Source organism: Streptomyces mayteni (assembly GCF_054783955.1).
Genome location: NZ_BAAGPR010000107.1, coordinates 1 through 15,612, shown reverse-complemented (window position 1 = coordinate 15,612; position 15,612 = coordinate 1). Strand labels below are relative to the sequence as shown.

Below are 15,612 nucleotides of genomic sequence, written 5' to 3'. Positions count from 1 at the left end.
CGACGCCTCACTCCGGGAGCGGGGCATCGGTGAGCTCCACACTGCGGCGCCACAGCCGCTGCCGCGCGGCGGTGTCGTACGCCTGGGCGTGGGCCCGGGTTTCGCGGGTGCGATCGTAGAAACGGCCGGTGACCGCGGCGAGTTCGGGCGCGGTGACGAGGCGCCGGGTGGCCGCCACGCCCTCCGCGACGGTGTCGACGCCGTAGCCGAGCTCGGCGATCACCATCTTCGTCGGCATGTAGGTCGCGGGGTGGAGACTGTTGACCGTCACCTCGCCGGCCGGCAGCAGGGCGGCCAGTTCGAAACCGCACATGATCTGGGCGAGCTTGCTCTGGCCGTAGGCGCGCATGCCGTCGTAGCCGTGCTCCAGCATCAGGTCGCCGAAGTCGATCGGGTGCTGCCCGATGGAGGCCACGTTGACGACGCGGGACGGCGCCGACGCCCGGAGCAGCGGCAGGAGTTCGAGGGTGAGCAGGAACCCGGCGAGGTGGTTGACGGCCAGGCGCAGTTCGTGACCGTCGGCGCTGGTGCGCCGGCTCCGACCGTCGGGCTCGCCGCCGCCGATGCCGGCGTTGTTCACGAGGACGTCGAGCCGCTCCGTCGTCGCGCGGACCTCGGCGGCCATCCGGCGGACCTGGGCGAGGTCGGCGAAGTCCGCCACGACGGTGCGGGGCGCTCTCGCGCCGAGTGCCGCGAGTTCGGCGGTGAGCCGGTCGAGCCTGGCCCGGCTGCGGCCGTGCAGGATCAGGGCGGCCTGTCCCTCGGCGGCGAGGTCGTGGGCCAGGGCCCTGCCGAGGCCGTCCGTGGCGCCGGTGATCAGTACGGTGCGGGGGGTGTCGCCCGGTTCGGTCACTGGTGGACCTCCACGTCGTGGTCGAAGTCAGGGGCGGGCGGGGCGGGGGCGGGGGCCCAACCTAACGGCGGGACACCGCGGTTCGAAACAGGGAGGCGGGCGGCGGCCCTGAGCGGCAGACTGGCCGGCGTGACACGACTCCCGGTGAATGTGGACAGCCTCACCACGCGGTTGGTTCGTCGGTTCGGCCCCCAGGTCACCGGCTGGTGCGCCGACGCGCCCCACCTGATCGCGCGGTCGACGTCCCGTTGGGGCCTCTCCCTCGGCGAATCCCTCCCGGACGGCGCCTCGTCGGTCACGTTCCGGTGCCGATGGCCGGACGGCACGCCCGCGGTGCTGAAGCTCAGTCCCGATCGGTCCCTGCTGGTCGAGCAGGCCGGGATGTTGGGGTGGTTCGCCGCCTCGGGCCGGGTGCCCGCCGTACTGGCCGTCGACGAGGACGCGGGCGCGATGGTGCTGGAGGAGATCCTGCCGGGAACGCCGGCGGAGGAGCTGCCCGCCGCCTCGCTTCCCGGGCCGTGGTCGGAGCTGCTCGCCGCGCTGCACGGGGTCGCCCCGCCGCCGCGCCTGACGCGCACGCTGCGCGGCCGGTGCGAGGAGTCCTTCGCCCGGGTCGGCAGGCGGCTGTCCGAGCCCGCGATCGGCGCACGGATCGACGTCACCACGTGGGACAGGGCCGCCCAGCGGTGCGAGCGGCTGCTGGACACGGCGGCGACCACCGTGTTGCTCCACGGAGACCTGCACCTGGGCAACGTGCTCGACGCCGGCGCGGAGCCGGTGGTCGACGAACTGCTCGCCCTGGCCGGGTGACTTCGGCTCGACGAGTGTGACGGTGGGCCCATCAGGACGGGCGCGTCCCGGGCCCGGCGTCACGGCCCGCGTCCGCGTCGCACCTCAGGGGCCCGCTCGACGGATCGACAGGATCCACCGCACGGGCCCCTTGGCACGTCAGCCGCCCCGGATCACCGGAGGCCCCGGGTCACCGGAAGCGCCGGATCACCGGCTGCGTGGCTCATCGAAAGAGGCCGCCCACCGAACCGGTCAGCCCCTGGAGCACGACCTGACCGACCGGCATACCGCCCGCCGCGGCCCGGGCGAGATACCCGGACTCGTCGGACGCCGCCTGACCGGCGTGGCCGGCGTGGGTCGAGTCGCTGGCCAGCGAGGTCTGGGACATCACCTCGGACGTCGCCTCGGTGACCTCCTCGGCGCTCATCGTCTGGCCGTCGCCGTAGGTGACCTGGCCGTTGCCACCGTCGAAGACGATGTCCGAGCAGGAGTAGAAGTTCTCCTGGCTGTCGGAACGGGTCCAGTGCACGAACATCAGCGCGTTGCCACTACGGCTCGGCAGCTGGACGTTCCAGTAGTAGTGACCGTCCTCGCTGCCCACGCCACCCCGCTGCGGCGGGTTGGTCACGGTGCTGATCCGCTCCAGGTTGGCCCACGTCAGCGGCTGGGTCGGCGAGTAGCCCTGCCGGGTGATGTAGACGTCGAACCGGCCCGGGTGGTGCGCCCAGTTGCTGTGCCGCAGCTCGATGTTGGCCCCAGAGGTCAGGTGCGTGGTCGGCCAGTCCGCGCGAGTGGCGTTGTAGGACGAGAAGTTGAAAGGACCGCGGTTGCCGCCGCTGCACAGGGTGCCGTCCGGGATGTAACCGGTCGTCCGGCCACCGCCGTTGGAGTCCAACACGGCGAACCAGTTGTACAGCGGAGTGGTGCCGGTCTGCTGAACGGCGTTGGCGCAGGCCGGGTTGGACGGCATCTGCGTGCTGCTGTTCTGCCGCAGGTCCAGGTAGCACAGGTACGTGCGCGAGCCCGGCATCATGGTGGCTCCGTGAGCCGCCGCCGGGGTCGGAAGGGACGCCATCACGAGAGCGAGCAGCGCTGCTCCCAGGACGCCCGCGAGGCGGAACTTTCTGACCGGCGACCTTCGCCGGCCGGTGGGGGGTTGAATCGACACGGATTCTCCTCTGGAAGAGTCGTCTGCCGACGCTGGCAGCCGACAGCACCGACCCACTGACTGCCGTGCATCGGTGCACCGACGGCCCGTCGCCGGTACCGCAGCCGCGCGTGGGAGCGCTCCCGCAATCAACGTAGCGGCTGGCGCCGCCTTTGGTAAGCGTCTGTTCTGGCCTGCCGTCGGCCGTTCCCGGCCGGACACCGGGGGCGGCGCGGGTCCGGCGGCGCCGGCGTGGCCGTTCGCGGTTCCCGCGACTCCTGTCAGGGGTACCGTCCGAGGTGTCAGCGCTGGGACCGCCCCGTGGAGTCCTCCATGCCAGCCCCCTCCTCGGCGGAACCCTGTGACCGTAAGCACACCTTCGGTCACAGAAACCGGCCATGGCCACCCCGCTCCCCCGCCCCCTCCCCGCCCGGTGCCGCCGCGCGGGGCGAGGGCCGCGTCACGCTCGTCACCGGCCTCGAAGGGCCGGTCGTCACGGCCGAACCGGTCACGTGTGGCTACTGCCACCACGCCGTCGTGACGGTCGACGACCACGCGACCACCTGCCCGTGGATGCCGGGGAAGGCGGCCGCGTGGTGAGGCCCGACACCGGCGTCCGCTGGGTGCGGCATCCGCTGATCGGCGCGTTGGTGGCGGATCCGGCGACCGGCCGGGTGGGGCGGCTGGCGGCCGTCCTCGAACACGTCGACCGGCCCAGCGACCGGGTCGTGTCGGCGGAGGCACACGTCCGCCCCCTGGACGGCAGCGGAGTCGAGTGGACGGCGGACGCCACCCGCCTGACGGCGGCACCGGAGGCGGGAGTCAGCCCAGCCGCTCCCGGAGCCAGCCGATGACCTCCCGGTTCACCGGGTCGGTGAGGTCGGCGAACTCGTCGTGCTTCTTGAGGTACTTGGCGACGTACGGGCAGACCGGCACGATCCGCTTCCCCGCCGCGCGCACGTCGTTCAGCGCGGCGGTGACGAGGATCGAGGCGAGGCCGTGGCCGGCGAAGGCGTCGTCGATCTCGGTGTGGAAGAAGACGCGTTGCTCGCCGCGGTCGCGGTAGGCGGTGAAGCCGGCGAGCTCGTCGCCCACGCTGATCTCGTACCGTTCGCGGTCGGGGGCGTGCGCGACGCGCGGCGTCTCGGCGGCGGGCTCGGTCATGACTGGCTCCTCTTCGGCGCGGGATTGCGGCGCGGGGTGAGGGTGGCGTTCGGCAGGGCGGGGGCCGGCAGCCGGTCGCCGGGGTAGCCCTCGACGGCGCCGAAGCGGTCGGAGGCGTGCTCCCAGTCCTCCCTGGCCCGGACGATGTCCTCGTGGCTCCGGCCGATGAAGTTCCACCACATCACTATTTCCTCCCCGAACGGCGGGCCGCCGAGCAGGATCGTCCTGGCCGGCTCGGCCGTCTCGTTGCTGAGGGTCAGCTCGTGCGCGCCGACGTCGAGGAAGCCCAACTCGGCGGCTTCCAGCACCTGTTCGTCAAGGCGCACGGTGCCCTGGTCGACCAGCACGCCGTGCTCGAAGCCGGGGTCGACGGCGAGGGTGACGGACGCGCCGGGGTCCAGGACGAGTTGGGCGCCGAGCAGCGGGGTGAAGGTGCGGACGGGGGAGGTCACCCCGCCCAACGAGCCGAGGAACACCCGGAGTTCGCCGCCGTCCAGCGGGACGGGCGTCGGCACGTGGTGCTGGAAGTCGCGGGGCGCGTTCCGGTCGGCCTCGGGGAGGGCGACCCAGAGCTGGACGCCGTGCAGCAGGGTGGTGCGCGCGGTGGAGACCTCGGAGTGGGCGATGCCGTGGCCGCCGGTCATCAGGTTGAGCTCGCCCGGCCGCACGTAGGCGTGGTTCCCCATGCTGTCGCGGTGCTCGACCTCGCCGCTGAAGAGCCAGCTGACCGTCTGGAGGCCGGTGTGCGGGTGGGGGGCGACGTCCATGCCGCCGGACTCGCCGATGTCGTCGGGGCCGTAGTGGTCGGCGAAGCACCAGGCGCCGACGAGGGTCCTGGCCCGCTGCGGAAGGGTGCGCCGCACGGTCATCGCCCGGGGGCCGCCGAGCGGCACGGACCTGGCCGTCAGCACCTCCACCCGCGCCGGCCCCTCTCCCGTGGTGGAGGCGCACCGCACCTCCGTGGGCTTCAGCTCGACGTTACTCACCTGACGTCCTCCACTCACCATGTGGTTTCATATTCAACCAATACCACGGCTTGATGATAGGTCCACTGTGCCAGCAGACGAAGGAGACGGGATGAGTGACATGGCGGAGCAGGCCACGAGCCGGCGGGTGTTCGTCGACAAGCGGAGCCCGGCCACGTACCAGGCGTTCCGCCAGGCGGCCGAGCAGGTCAGGACCACCGCCGCGGAGGCGGGCCTCGACCGGGGTCTCGTCGAGCTGGTCAACGTCCGGGTCTCCCAGCTCAACGGCTGCGCGTTCTGCCTCAACCTGCACACCCGCGGCGCGCTGCGCGCCGGTGAGACCGCGCAGCGGCTCGGCGTGCTGCCGGCCTGGCGGGACACCGAGCTGTTCACCCCGCGCGAGCGCGCGGTGCTGGCGCTGGCCGAGGCCACCACGCACCCGGCGGACGCGACGGCGCAGGAGACCGCGTACGCGGCGGCCCGCCGCGAGCTCACCGAGGACGAGATATCCGCGGCGATCTGGGTGGCGATCACGATCAACGCCTTCAACCGCGTCTCCATCCTCAGCAAACACCCGGTCCGTGCGCCCCGCACCACCACGGCGTGAACCTCCAGGACCGGCCGGCTTCCGACAGCCCGCAGCGTCTCTCGTCCGGTGAGCTATGCTGCGCGGCTATGACTACCGGGACGGCATCGCGCCACACACGGATTGGTGACCCGGTGCCTCTCTGAGCGCCGTACGGGCCGGTGCGGGCCCGCTGTCCGATCGCGGATCCCGCGCGGCCGCGCGGGCGCCGCCTCCGTCGTGTTGATCACTGGCTCGACACATCAACCACGACAGGAGATTTCGTGCCCACCAAGACGTTGCACATTCCCACCGCGGACGGCCGGGCCGACGCGTTCGCCGCCTTCCCTGACCACGGCGATCGGCACCCGGGGGTGCTGATGTACTCGGACGGCTTCGGCATCCGGCCCGTACTGCGGGAGATGGCCCAGGAGTTGGCCGGGCACGGGTACTACGTACTCGTCCCCAACCTCTTCTACCGGCATGGCCAGGCGCCGGTGATCGGACTTCCCGCGCACATCGGAGAAGAGGTCCGGCCGGCGGTCTTCGCCGATCTGATGCCGCTGATCGAGGCGCACACCGCCGAACGCGTCCTGAGCGACGCCGACGACTACCTCGGGTTCCTCACCAGCCGGCCCGAGGTCGGCGCCGGACCGGTCGCGGTGACCGGCTACTGCATAGGCGGCCTCCTGGCGATGCGCACCGCCGCGGCCCACCCGGGCCGGGTGGCCGCCGTCGCCGCGTTCCACGGCCCCGTGGGCGCCGACGGGCCCGGCCTCTTCTCCGGGCTCACCGCCCAGGTCCACCTCGGCCACGCCGAGGGCGACATGACGCCCGAGACCCTCGGCGAGCTCAACCAGGCCCTGGACGCCGCGGGGGTCGACCACTCCTCCGAGATCTATCCCGGCACCAGCCACGGCTTCACCATGTCCGACACCGACGCGTTCGACCCCGCCGCGCTGCGGCGCCACTGGGACCGCCTGCTCCCCCTGCTCCGCCGCACCCTGACCGACCGCTGAGGCGCCGGGCCGAGCGCCGCGTCAGCGCGGGGCGCGGGAGGGGACGGCGCGGACGAGGGCGTTGATGAGGCGGTCGGCCGCTTCGCGGCCGTCGTCCGTGGTGTTGGTGATCAGCTGGGTCAGCACGCGCGCCACCGGCGGCGAGGTGATGAGCCGGCGGCTGAGGAACGACGTGAAGCGGGGCCGGCTCAGCAGCGCGGCCCACAGGTTGCCGAGGCGGTAGTAGCGGCCGAGGCGCTGGTGGATCTCGCGGGGGTAGCGCTGGAGCGCGGACTCGCGGGAGGGCCCGGCCGGGCGGGCCAGCGCGGTGACGGCGACGTCGGCGGCGAGTTCGCCGGCCTCCATGGCGTAGGCGATGCCCTCGCCTGCCCAGGGGCTGACCATGCCGCCGGAGTCGCCGACGAGCAGCAGGCCGCGGGTGTAGTGCGGGAGCCGGTTGAAGCCCATGGGGAGGGCGGCGCCGCGCACCGGTCCCTCGATGGAGGCGGGGTCGTCGAGGCCCCACTCGCGCGGGGTGCGCGGCATCCAGTCGTCGAGCAGCCGGCGGGTGTCGGTCGATCCCGAGGGCGCGCCGTGGACGAGGCCGAGGCCGACGTTGACCCGGCCGTCGCCCATCGGGAAGATCCAGCCGTAGCCGGGCAGCGGCGGGCCGCCAGGGCGGACGTCGAGGTCGCCCCAGATGCTGAAGTACGGGTCGTCGTGGCCGGCCGGCGAGCGGTGGTAGCGGCGGATCGCGGTGGCCATCGGCCGGTTGGGCAGCCGCCGCACGCCGAGGGCGAGCGCGAGCCGCGCCGACACCCCGTCGGCGGCGATCACCAGCGGCGCCGCGTAGTCGGTCCGCTCGCCGCTGGCCCTGGCGGTCACGCCCCTGACCCGGCCGGCACGGTCGAGCAGCGGCTCGGTGACCTGGGTGCCGGTGCGCAGCCTGGCGCCCGCCTCGGCGGCGTGCCTGGCCAGGATCTCGTCGAAGTCGTGTCGGGAGCGGCTGAGGCCGAAGCCCGGGTAGCGGGTGTTCTCCCGGAAGTCGACCTCGACCCGCGTGTTGTGGGAGAAGAACCGCACGCCGCGCGTCCGGTGCCAGCCGGGGGCGTCGATGTCGATGCCCATCCGGATCAGGTGGCGCACGGAGCGCGGCGTCAGGCCGTCGCCGCAGACCTTCTCGCGGGGGAACTCGGACTTCTCCAGCAGGAGCACGTCCCGGCCGTGTCTGGCGAGGTGGTACGCCGCGGCGGAGCCGGCCGGGCCGGCGCCCACCACGATGACGTCGGCGGTCTCGGTCACGTTCCGGCTGTCGGACATGGGCAGCCACCTCCGAGGCTCTGGCTACCCACGGCCGGGCCTCGGTCAACCATGGTGCCCGTCGTGCGACGGTGGCAGTGGGGGCGTGTCGGGGTCGGGCCAGTCGAGCCCGGTGGTGACGGTGCCGGCTTCCTCACCGGGCCTGACCACGACGAACTGGCCCATCAGGCCGGCGTCCTCGTGCCACAGCAGGTGGCAGTGGTACATGTACGGCAGCGCGGGGTCGGTGTACTTGGCGAACCGCATGATGAGCCGGAGTGGGACGCCGGGCGGGGCGAAGACGGTGTCCTTCCAGCCGGCGTACTCGGGTGGCGGCGGCTGGTCGTCGATGCTGAGCACCTGGAACTGCATGCCGTGCACGTGGAAGTTGTGCGGGGTGAGGCTGACGTTCTCGACGTGCCAGATCTCGGTGGTGTCGACGGTGATCACCTGGTCGATCCGCGCCATGTCCATGTGGTGGTCGTTGATGCGGTCGCTGTGGAGCTGGAAGTCGCGGGTGGTCACGGCCTTGTCGGAGTCGAGGCGCTGAACCCGGGTCAGCCGGTGCGGGAGCGGGGGTGAGGGGCGCAGCCTGCGGGCGGCGGTCAGCGACATGACGTCGAACTCGTCGTCGGCGCCGGTCGGAATGTCGGGGGCGCCGAGGTCCTGCGGGTAGGAGTGGAGGACGACCTGCTCGCCGGGCCGCATGTGGACGACGATCTCGACCCGCTCGGCGGGGGTGAGCCTGACGCGGTCGGCCTCCACCGGGGCGTCGAGCAGGCCGCCGTCGCTGGCGATGACGTGGAAGGGACGGTCGTCGGAGAAGCCGAACGAGTAGCTGCGGGCGGTGGAGGCGTTGAGCAGCCGGAAGCGGGTGAGTTCCGAGGTGACCTCGAAGGTGGGGCCGACCGCGCCGTTGACGAGCAGGGTGGCGCCGAGCATGCCGACGCCGCGGCGGTCCGACTCGACGAACCTGCCGAACTCGTCGAAGGTCTTGTCCTGCACGATGAGGGGGACGTCGTCCTCGCCGTAGCGGTGCGGGAGGCGTTCGCTGGTCGTCTCGTCGTCGTCGATGAGGAGCATGCCGCCGAGCCCTCGGTAGACGTGGACCTCGGTGCTGCCGTGCGGGTGCGGGTGGTACCAGAGGGTGGCGCCCGGCTGGTCGACCTTCCAGCTCGGGGACCAGGTGGCGCCTGGCTCGATCTTCTGGTGCGGGCCGCCGTCGCAGGCGGCGGGCAGCCGCATGCCGTGCCAGTGCACGGTGGTCGCCTCGTCGAGGTGGTTGTGGACGTCGACGCGGATCCGCTCGCCGCTCCGCACCCGCAGGGTGGGGCCGAGCAGGGCGCCGTTGTATCCCCAGGTGTCGGCCTCGCCGTCGGGGGTGATGGCCGACCGGCCGGCCTGCGCCGCCAGGTCGAAGACGCGGACGCCGCCGCGTTGGGTGGACGGGGCCAGCGGCGGGATGAAGAGTGGCTTCGGGTCGGGGTAGGGGGCGGGGGCGGGCCGCCCGGTGTGGGGTACGGCGTGGTCCGTCGCCCGGGCGATGGGAACGCGTCCGGTGAGAGCGGCGAGGCCGGCGCCCACCACCAACGCGGTTCGGGCCAGGAAGCCGCGCCGCTCGAACCCGGATCGTGTTGCGCTCATGGACAGGGGCCTTTCGCTACGACGCCGACTCATTCAGCTCACACCGCTCGCCTGCCTCGAATTGCCAGGGCTGGTGGCGGGATACGCGCGGGAAATTCGGTCCGGAATCGACGACCGAATTCGCCGTCGCTGACGTCACATGACATTGCCATCCGGACCGATGTATCGCAAAGAAGAGAATCCGCTTGTCGCGAAAGCCGACCCGCTTTCCGACGAAACTCCTGGCCAATGCGGCGCCCTTCCACCGACTGGGCGACACCCGGTAGGACCAGCCCCGCGTGCGTGTCGGCGCGCGCGCCTGTCAGGTGGCGGCCCGTCACGTGGCGACCGTCAGGTGGTGGCTGGGCTCCGGGGGCGGTGCGGGCGCGCGACGCCGGCGAACCGGCGGAGCAGTTCTTCGGTGAGGGGGACGCCGGCGACGGCGGTGAGGGCGCCGGCCCAGCCGGCCACGAAGTACTCCCAGCCGTCGGCGGTGGGGGTGCCGTGGGCGGCGGCCTGTCGGAGGAAGGTGAGCGGCCCCCGGTAGTTGAGGTCCCAGGCGAGCGCGGCGCGCCCGAGCGGGGCGCGGTCGGTCAGCGGGCTGCCCGGCACCACCTTGCCGAGCCCGGTGGCGTTGACGACCAGCGAGCCTTCGGGCAGCCGGGCGACCAGCGCGTCGCAGTCCGCCGGCGCGGCCACCGGCACGAGGGACAGCCGCCCGGTGTCGACCCCGAGGCGGGCGGCGACGGCTGCCAGCTCGTGGAGGGCGCGCGGGTCGGTGTCGGCGACGACGAGCCGGGCCGGCGTCTCGGCGCGCGCCGCCCAGCCGCGGTCGGGGTCGGCGTGCAGCGCGAGCAGCAGGGCGGTGGCGGCCCCGCCGCCGCCCAGGCACAGGACGTGCAGGTCGGCCACCGAGTCGGCGCCGGCCAGCCGCAGCAGGTCGGGCAGGGTCCTGGTCAGGGACAGCGGGTCCCTGGCGAAGCCGGTGACGGTGCGGTTCCGGCCGCCGCCGGCGGCCAGCGCGTTGACCTCGCGGGTGAGCCGAACGGCCCCGTCCCGGCTGGCCAGTTCGGCCGCGCAGGCGCGGAAGAGCCGCAGCTTGTGGGCGGTGACGACGGCGCCGCGCACGGCCGGGTTGTCGCGCAGCGCCGCGACGAGGCGGCGGTAGGTGTCGGGCGGGGTGTCCGCCGGCAGGTCGACGCCGCGCAGCGCCCAGCGCTCGCCTAGTTCGGCGGCCCAGCCGTCGAACGCGCGGTGCGCGAGCGAGCCCTCGGTGGTGACGCCGACGAACAGCACCAGGGGCGCGCCGTCCCAGGAGGCGACCTGCTCGGGGGTGAGCCGCCGCCCCGCGGGGGCGTGCGCGTCCATCGGCGGCCCGCTCAGCTGAGGGCGACGAGCCCGGGCCCGAAGGTGATCAGCAGCGGCACCAGCGGGGCAAGCGCCGCCATCGCGGTGGTGGCGGTGCGCCGCGTCGACTCGAACCTGGGCGGCGGGTCGAGCAGCCGCCGCACCCGGTGGGCGAGCAGCCGGCGCGGGTTGGCGCAGGACAGCACGCCGCGGTGGGCGTTGAGCTCGATCAGGGCCAGCGCCGCGTCGAGGTGGCCGCAGCGCCTGGACGCCGTGTCGTCGGCGGCCAGTTCGACCAGCCGGTGGGTCTGCTCGTTGAAGTGGGCGAAGAGCGGGACGCCGGGGAAGCCCACGTCGAGCGCCGAGGAGAGGTGCAGCAGCCAGTCGTGCCTGGCGCGGGCGTGGCCGAGTTCGTGGGCCAGCACCGAGTCCAGCTGACGCCCGGTGAGGCGCCGCAACGCGCCGGTGGTGACGACGAGTTGGGGCGGGTCGCCGGCCAGCAGCCAGGCGTCGGGGTACTCGTCCTCCAGGACCAGCAGCGGGCCGCGCTCCGCGGCGAGGCCGGCCGGCAGGTCGGGGGCGCGCTCCCGCAGGTGCGCGCGGCGCCGCAGCCGGCGGCCGCGTGCCTCGTACAGCTCGCGGCCGAGCATCGCGGCGGTCCAGGCGGCGCCGCAGGTCAGCAGCAGGGCGAGGACGGCGATCCAGGGCGGGGCCGCGGCCAGGTCGTACGCGGCGGCGACCGGGGCGGGCGCCGGCGCGAAGAGGTGGACGCGGACGGTGTCGAAGACGGCGGCGGCGCTGAGCGACAGGGCCGCCAGGCAGCTCAGCAGCACGGTGGCGACGAGGCACTGCCACACCCACAGCCCGGTGTTGGGCTCCCGCTCGGGCCAGCGGGCCCTGGTCAGCGCGCGGGCTCCTGGCCCGGCGGCGGTGGCGGCGACGGCCGCGAGCAAGAGCAGGCAGAGGATCACGCGGCGGGCTCCGTCACCTGGGTCGGCTGGTCCTGGCGTGACCCATTCTGCCGTGCCGCGAGCCGGGCGGCGAGTGCGCTGCCGAGGGCGAGCACGACGGTGGCGATCCCCAGGGTGGTGACGTACCCGTTGTCGAAGGCGGCGTGCGCCGCGTCGAGCAGCCCGGCGGCCCGGTCGGCGGGGAGTTCGCCGGCGGCGGCCAGGCCCGCGTCCAGGCTGTCGGCGGCCGACTCCTCGACGCCGGACGGGAGTTGGACGGTGGCGGTGTAGAGGGAGGTGAGGACGCTGCCGAGGATCGCGACGCCGGTGAGGCTGCCGAGCTCGTACGACACCTCCTCGACCGAGGCGGCCATCCCGGCGCGGTGGGCGGGTGCGTTGCCCATGATGGAGGCGGAGGCCGCGGTCATCGCGAAGCCCATGCCGGCGCCGGCCACCAGCATCCCGGGTATGGTCCAGGCCATGTGGTCGGGGTGGAGGTCGACGAACGGCACCACGCCCGGCGTGAGCAGCAGCGCGAGGAGCGTGCCGACGGCGCCGGCCGCGAGGCCGCCGACGATCAGCGGCGCCGGCCCGAGGCGGTGGACCAGGCCGCCGGCGGTCATGCCGGCCGGCAACGAGCCGAGCGCGAACGCCGCCACCAGCAGGCCGGACTCCAACGGGCTCCAGCCGGCGACCAGTTGCAGGCGCTGGGTGAGCACCAGCTGGATTCCGGCGGCCGCGAACATGGCGAGGCCGGCGGCGAGGACGCCGGAGACGATGCGCGGGTCGCGCAGCAGCGCGAAGTCGAGCAGCGGGTGTTCCTGCCGGCGCTGGCGGCGGGCGAAGAGCGTGAGGCCGATCGCCGCGACGACGAGGGCGATCGCCAGGTGGGTGGGCTCCCAGTCGGGCCGCGCGGCCTCCTTGATCGCGTAGACCAGGCCGACCAGGCCGGCCATGACCTGGGCGGAGGCGACCGCGTCCCACGGCCGGTCGGAGCGGCCTGAGCCGCCGGGCGCGAAGACGACCGCGGCGACCAGCGCGACGAGCACCACCGGCACGTTGATCAGGAAGACCGAGCCCCACCAGAAGCGTTCGAGCAGCAGCCCGCCGACGATCGGGCCGAGCGCGGAGCCGGCCACCGACATCGAGCCCCAGACGCCGATCGCGACGTTCCGCTCGCGCTCGTCGGTGAAGGTGACGCGGATCAGCGACAGCGTGGCCGGCATCATGGCGGAGGCGCCGACCGCGAGCAGCGCCCGGGCGGCGATCAGCACGGCCGGGTTCGGCGCGAACGCGGCGAGGGCGGAGGCCGCGCCGAAGACGACGAGGCCGGTCAGGAACATCCGCCGGTGCCCGACGCGGTCGCCGAGCGTGCCGGCGCCGAGCAGCAGCCCGGCCATCACCAGCGGGTAGGCGTTGATGATCCACAGCTTCGCCGAGGCGTCCGCGCCGAGCTCGGTGGTGAGGGTGGGCAGCGCGGTGTAGAGGACGGTCATGTCGACGGAGATCAGCAGCAGCCCCGCCGACACCGTGACCAGCAGCCACCAGCGCCTCATGACGGCTCCTCCGCGGCCTTCTCCCCCACCAGCTCGGCGACGCGCCGCCGCAGCGCCGCCCTGACCGGCTCGGGCAGCGGCGCGCCGCCGGTGGCCTCGTACAGCCACAGGCCGTCCACCGCGAGGCGGGCCAGCAGCAGGTCGACGTCCGCCGGCTCGGCCCGCTCGGGGGCCGGGGCCCAGCGGCGCATCAGCTCCTCCCACACCTCGGCGAGCTCGGGGCGGGCGACCGATTCGAGCATGAACGCCAGGTCGGCCTTCCTGGCCATGCCGGGCCGCACCCCGGACAGCGCGTAGGCGGCGACCGCCTCCCGGGCGGACGCCTCGGCGAGCGGCTTCCCGAGTTCGGCCACCAGCTGCTCCTCCCAGGCCACGGTGAGGTGGCGCTGGATCGCCAGCAGCAGCTCGTCGCGGGTGCGGAAGTGGTACATCAGGCCGCCCTTGGTGACGCCGGCCTCCTCGGCCGCGGACTCCAGGGTCAGCGCGGTGATCCCGTCACGTTCGGTCACCCGGATCGCGGCGTCCAGGATCAGGTTTCGCTGGCTTGGTCGCATGGTCGTAACTGTACCATCCAGAAGGTATAGTTATGGCCCGGAGCCGGCGGGCGTGACCGTTCCGCCCGGCCGGCAAACACTCTTCGCCGCATCTTCACATCCGGGACTCAACCGGGCCGCATCCCTCCGGAATCCACCAGCTGTCGGACATGCCGCCGATGCGCGCTTTCGAGTCCCTATGGGATCCGCGCCGCCGGGGCCGCCGTGCCGGCCAGGCGACCGATTACGCGAAAAACCCCGACCCACTTGGCGAAGAACGCGGCACGCCCGCGCCGCCCCCGCCGCCTGGCACGGCGGCCAGCACTGGCTACGACCTCACGCCGCGTGCTTTTATCGCCGCGCCGCGGCATTCGGCAACACGGCGGCCGATGCATCGCACGTCTCCAACGGCGACTGTCGTCATGGCCACTGCCTCGAATTCGCCGCGCGTTCACCGTTATTCAGTCGATTGATACAAGTGAAGGGAACTAGCGCCTTGCGTAACAACCTCGAGACCCGTGAGATCGCCGACACCGAGCTGGACGCCGTCGCCGGCGGTGTGGCTGGCGTCGCCTCCGTCTCCGGTGGCCTGGTTGGCGCCGTGACCGGCGACGTGGCCGGCGCCCTGGGCTCCCTGGAGACCGTGGGCTTCGTCCAGGGCCTGGCCGGCGGCGTGACCGGTGAGGTCTCCGCCCTCACCGGCGTGAACGTGAACACCGGTGCCGTCACCGGGCTCGCCGGCCTCTGAGCACCAACCCCCGGGCAGCACGCGCCATGAACCCCGGCTCCCTCTCCGCCGGGGTTCATGGCCGTCGCCCGCCGCACGACCGCACCACCACCGCACCATCGCCAACGGCTCCACGAACGGCTCAGCGGACCTCCGGAAGGGCCCATGCAGTTTCGCCGTGAAGCGCTCGCCAAACTGCGCTCGCCAGAGGAACTCGACCTGCCGGTACGCCTGGCCCGCCCGCCAGGCCGGCTGGTCCTCGCCGTCACCTTCCTCGTGATGACGGCCGCCGCCTACTGGGCCTTCACCGGCTCGGTGTCCGCCACCCAGAGCGCGCCGGGCATCCTCACCCCGCCGGACGGGAGTTACGTGCTGGAGAGCCCGGTGGCCGGACAGGTCACCCGCGTGCTGGCCGCCGAGGGCGACACCCTCGAACCCGGCGACCCGCTGCTCCAGGTCGCCACCGAGGAAGGCGACCGCGAGGTGCCGGCCGTCGCCGGCGGCCGGGTCACCGCCCTGCTGGCCCGCGAGGGCGCCGTCGTCACCGCCGGCGCCGAGGTGGCCACTCTCGAACACCGCACGGACCAGGACGAGCCGCTGGTCGCCGTCCTCTACCTGCCCGGCGGCAGCGCCGCCGCGATCCCCGCCGGCGCCCGCGTCGACCTCGACGTGCAGTCCGTGCCCCGCGACCGGTTCGGCGTGCTCCGCGGCCGCGTCCTCGCGGTGGGCGGCGCGCCGCAGACCAGCGCCCAACTCGCCGGCTTCCTCGGCGACGAGCAACTCGCCGCCCAGTTCGCCGCGCGGGGCAACCCGGTGGCCGTGCTCGTCGAACTCGAGACCTCCCCGACCACCGAGTCCGGCTACCGCTGGTCGTCCGACGACGGGCCGCCGTTCGCCGTCGACTCCAGGACGCCCGTCACCGGCACCATCCGCCTCTCCGAGCAACGCCCCGTCGATTGGCTGCTTCCTTGACCGCCCCCCAGGCCCCCCAGGCCCGCCAGGCCCGCCAGGACGCCGCCGAGCCCACGGCCCCCCGGCTCCCGCCCGCCGGCGCCAGGCGCGGGCGCGGCGCCGAGCCCACCGGCCGCGCGCACGC

The 15,612-nt window shown here is 73.6% G+C and carries 16 protein-coding genes and 1 pseudogene; 7 read left to right on the top strand and 10 right to left on the bottom strand.

Translation table 11 applies throughout. The annotated features are described in order from the left end of the window. Positions 1-7 precede the first annotated feature (7 nt). Positions 8-853: an SDR family NAD(P)-dependent oxidoreductase gene (locus tag ACYVPE_RS32235; RefSeq protein WP_461037320.1), complete on the bottom strand. Its 846-nt coding sequence runs from the start codon at positions 851-853 to the stop codon at positions 8-10. 150 nt (positions 854-1,003) lie between these two features. Between ACYVPE_RS32235 and ACYVPE_RS32230 the strand changes: the two are divergent. Continuing rightward, positions 1,004-1,624, top strand: a pseudogene (locus ACYVPE_RS32230) (phosphotransferase); the annotation flags it as partial. A gap of 241 nt (positions 1,625-1,865) precedes the next feature. Here the strand turns inward: ACYVPE_RS32230 and ACYVPE_RS32225 are convergent. Beyond that, on the bottom strand, positions 1,866-2,675 hold the full coding sequence (locus tag ACYVPE_RS32225) for a lytic polysaccharide monooxygenase auxiliary activity family 9 protein (protein WP_461037319.1): 810 nt from the start codon (positions 2,673-2,675) through the stop codon (positions 1,866-1,868). A 447-nt stretch (positions 2,676-3,122) separates the two neighbouring features. Between ACYVPE_RS32225 and ACYVPE_RS32220 the strand changes: the two genes are divergently transcribed. Together ACYVPE_RS32220 and ACYVPE_RS32215 are read left to right on the top strand one after the other, a co-directional pair. Then, complete coding sequence (locus tag ACYVPE_RS32220) at positions 3,123-3,389, top strand: hypothetical protein (protein WP_461037318.1); 267 nt, start codon at positions 3,123-3,125, stop codon at positions 3,387-3,389. Further along, positions 3,383-3,643 (top strand): hypothetical protein, encoded by a 261-nt coding sequence (locus ACYVPE_RS32215; protein ID WP_461037317.1) that lies wholly within the window; start codon positions 3,383-3,385, stop codon positions 3,641-3,643. The genes ACYVPE_RS32220 and ACYVPE_RS32215 overlap by 7 nt, the downstream gene beginning before the upstream one ends. Here the strand turns inward: ACYVPE_RS32215 and ACYVPE_RS32210 are convergent. Beyond that, the gene (locus tag ACYVPE_RS32210; protein WP_461037316.1) at positions 3,612-3,953 is read right to left on the bottom strand and encodes a GNAT family N-acetyltransferase; all 342 of its coding nucleotides are present in this window, start codon (positions 3,951-3,953) and stop codon (positions 3,612-3,614) included. The two genes, ACYVPE_RS32215 and ACYVPE_RS32210, sit on opposite strands and share 32 nt — an antisense overlap. Continuing rightward, a complete protein-coding gene (locus ACYVPE_RS32205; RefSeq protein ID WP_461037315.1) occupies positions 3,950-4,939 on the bottom strand; it encodes a pirin family protein in 990 nt (329 codons plus the stop codon). Before ACYVPE_RS32205 ends, ACYVPE_RS32210 begins: the two co-directional genes overlap by 4 nt. Before the next feature lie 91 nt (positions 4,940-5,030). Here ACYVPE_RS32205 and ACYVPE_RS32200 point away from each other — a divergent pair, with 91 nt between their 5' ends. Both ACYVPE_RS32200 and ACYVPE_RS32195 read left to right on the top strand, forming a co-directional pair. Continuing rightward, positions 5,031-5,525 (top strand): carboxymuconolactone decarboxylase family protein, encoded by a 495-nt coding sequence (locus tag ACYVPE_RS32200; protein ID WP_461037314.1) that lies wholly within the window; start codon positions 5,031-5,033, stop codon positions 5,523-5,525. A gap of 242 nt (positions 5,526-5,767) precedes the next feature. Next, positions 5,768-6,502 carry a dienelactone hydrolase family protein gene (locus ACYVPE_RS32195; RefSeq protein ID WP_461037313.1) on the top strand — a complete coding sequence of 245 codons (735 nt, stop codon included), beginning with the start codon at positions 5,768-5,770 and terminating at the stop codon, positions 6,500-6,502. Positions 6,503-6,523: 21 nt separating this feature from the next. Here the strand turns inward: ACYVPE_RS32195 and ACYVPE_RS32190 are convergent, their stop codons facing one another. The 6 genes from ACYVPE_RS32190 to ACYVPE_RS32165 form a co-directional block, all read right to left on the bottom strand. Then, a complete protein-coding gene (locus ACYVPE_RS32190; protein WP_461037312.1) occupies positions 6,524-7,801 on the bottom strand; it encodes a geranylgeranyl reductase family protein in 1,278 nt (425 codons plus the stop codon). A 45-nt stretch (positions 7,802-7,846) separates the two neighbouring features. Beyond that, the gene (locus ACYVPE_RS32185) at positions 7,847-9,424 is read right to left on the bottom strand and encodes a multicopper oxidase family protein (RefSeq protein ID WP_461037311.1); all 1,578 of its coding nucleotides are present in this window, start codon (positions 9,422-9,424) and stop codon (positions 7,847-7,849) included. Positions 9,425-9,754: 330 nt separating this feature from the next. Further along, a complete protein-coding gene (locus ACYVPE_RS32180; RefSeq protein WP_461037310.1) occupies positions 9,755-10,771 on the bottom strand; it encodes a hypothetical protein in 1,017 nt (338 codons plus the stop codon). An 11-nt stretch (positions 10,772-10,782) separates the two neighbouring features. Continuing rightward, positions 10,783-11,721, bottom strand: a complete 939-nt coding sequence (locus ACYVPE_RS32175) for a M56 family metallopeptidase (protein WP_461037309.1) — start codon at positions 11,719-11,721, stop codon at positions 10,783-10,785. Beyond that, positions 11,718-13,256: an MFS transporter gene (locus tag ACYVPE_RS32170; RefSeq protein ID WP_461037308.1), complete on the bottom strand. Its 1,539-nt coding sequence runs from the start codon at positions 13,254-13,256 to the stop codon at positions 11,718-11,720. Before ACYVPE_RS32170 ends, ACYVPE_RS32175 begins: the two co-directional genes overlap by 4 nt. Then, positions 13,253-13,810: a TetR/AcrR family transcriptional regulator gene (locus ACYVPE_RS32165; RefSeq protein WP_461037307.1), complete on the bottom strand. Its 558-nt coding sequence runs from the start codon at positions 13,808-13,810 to the stop codon at positions 13,253-13,255. The genes ACYVPE_RS32170 and ACYVPE_RS32165 overlap by 4 nt, the downstream gene beginning before the upstream one ends. 475 nt (positions 13,811-14,285) lie before the next feature. On the opposite strand from ACYVPE_RS32165, the gene ACYVPE_RS32160 reads away from it, so the two are divergent. Next, positions 14,286-14,537, top strand: a complete 252-nt coding sequence (locus ACYVPE_RS32160) for a hypothetical protein (RefSeq protein ID WP_461037306.1) — start codon at positions 14,286-14,288, stop codon at positions 14,535-14,537. Between the two features lie 144 nt (positions 14,538-14,681). Next, the gene (locus ACYVPE_RS32155) at positions 14,682-15,488 is read left to right on the top strand and encodes an HlyD family efflux transporter periplasmic adaptor subunit (RefSeq protein ID WP_461037305.1); all 807 of its coding nucleotides are present in this window, start codon (positions 14,682-14,684) and stop codon (positions 15,486-15,488) included. Positions 15,489-15,612 lie beyond the last annotated feature (124 nt).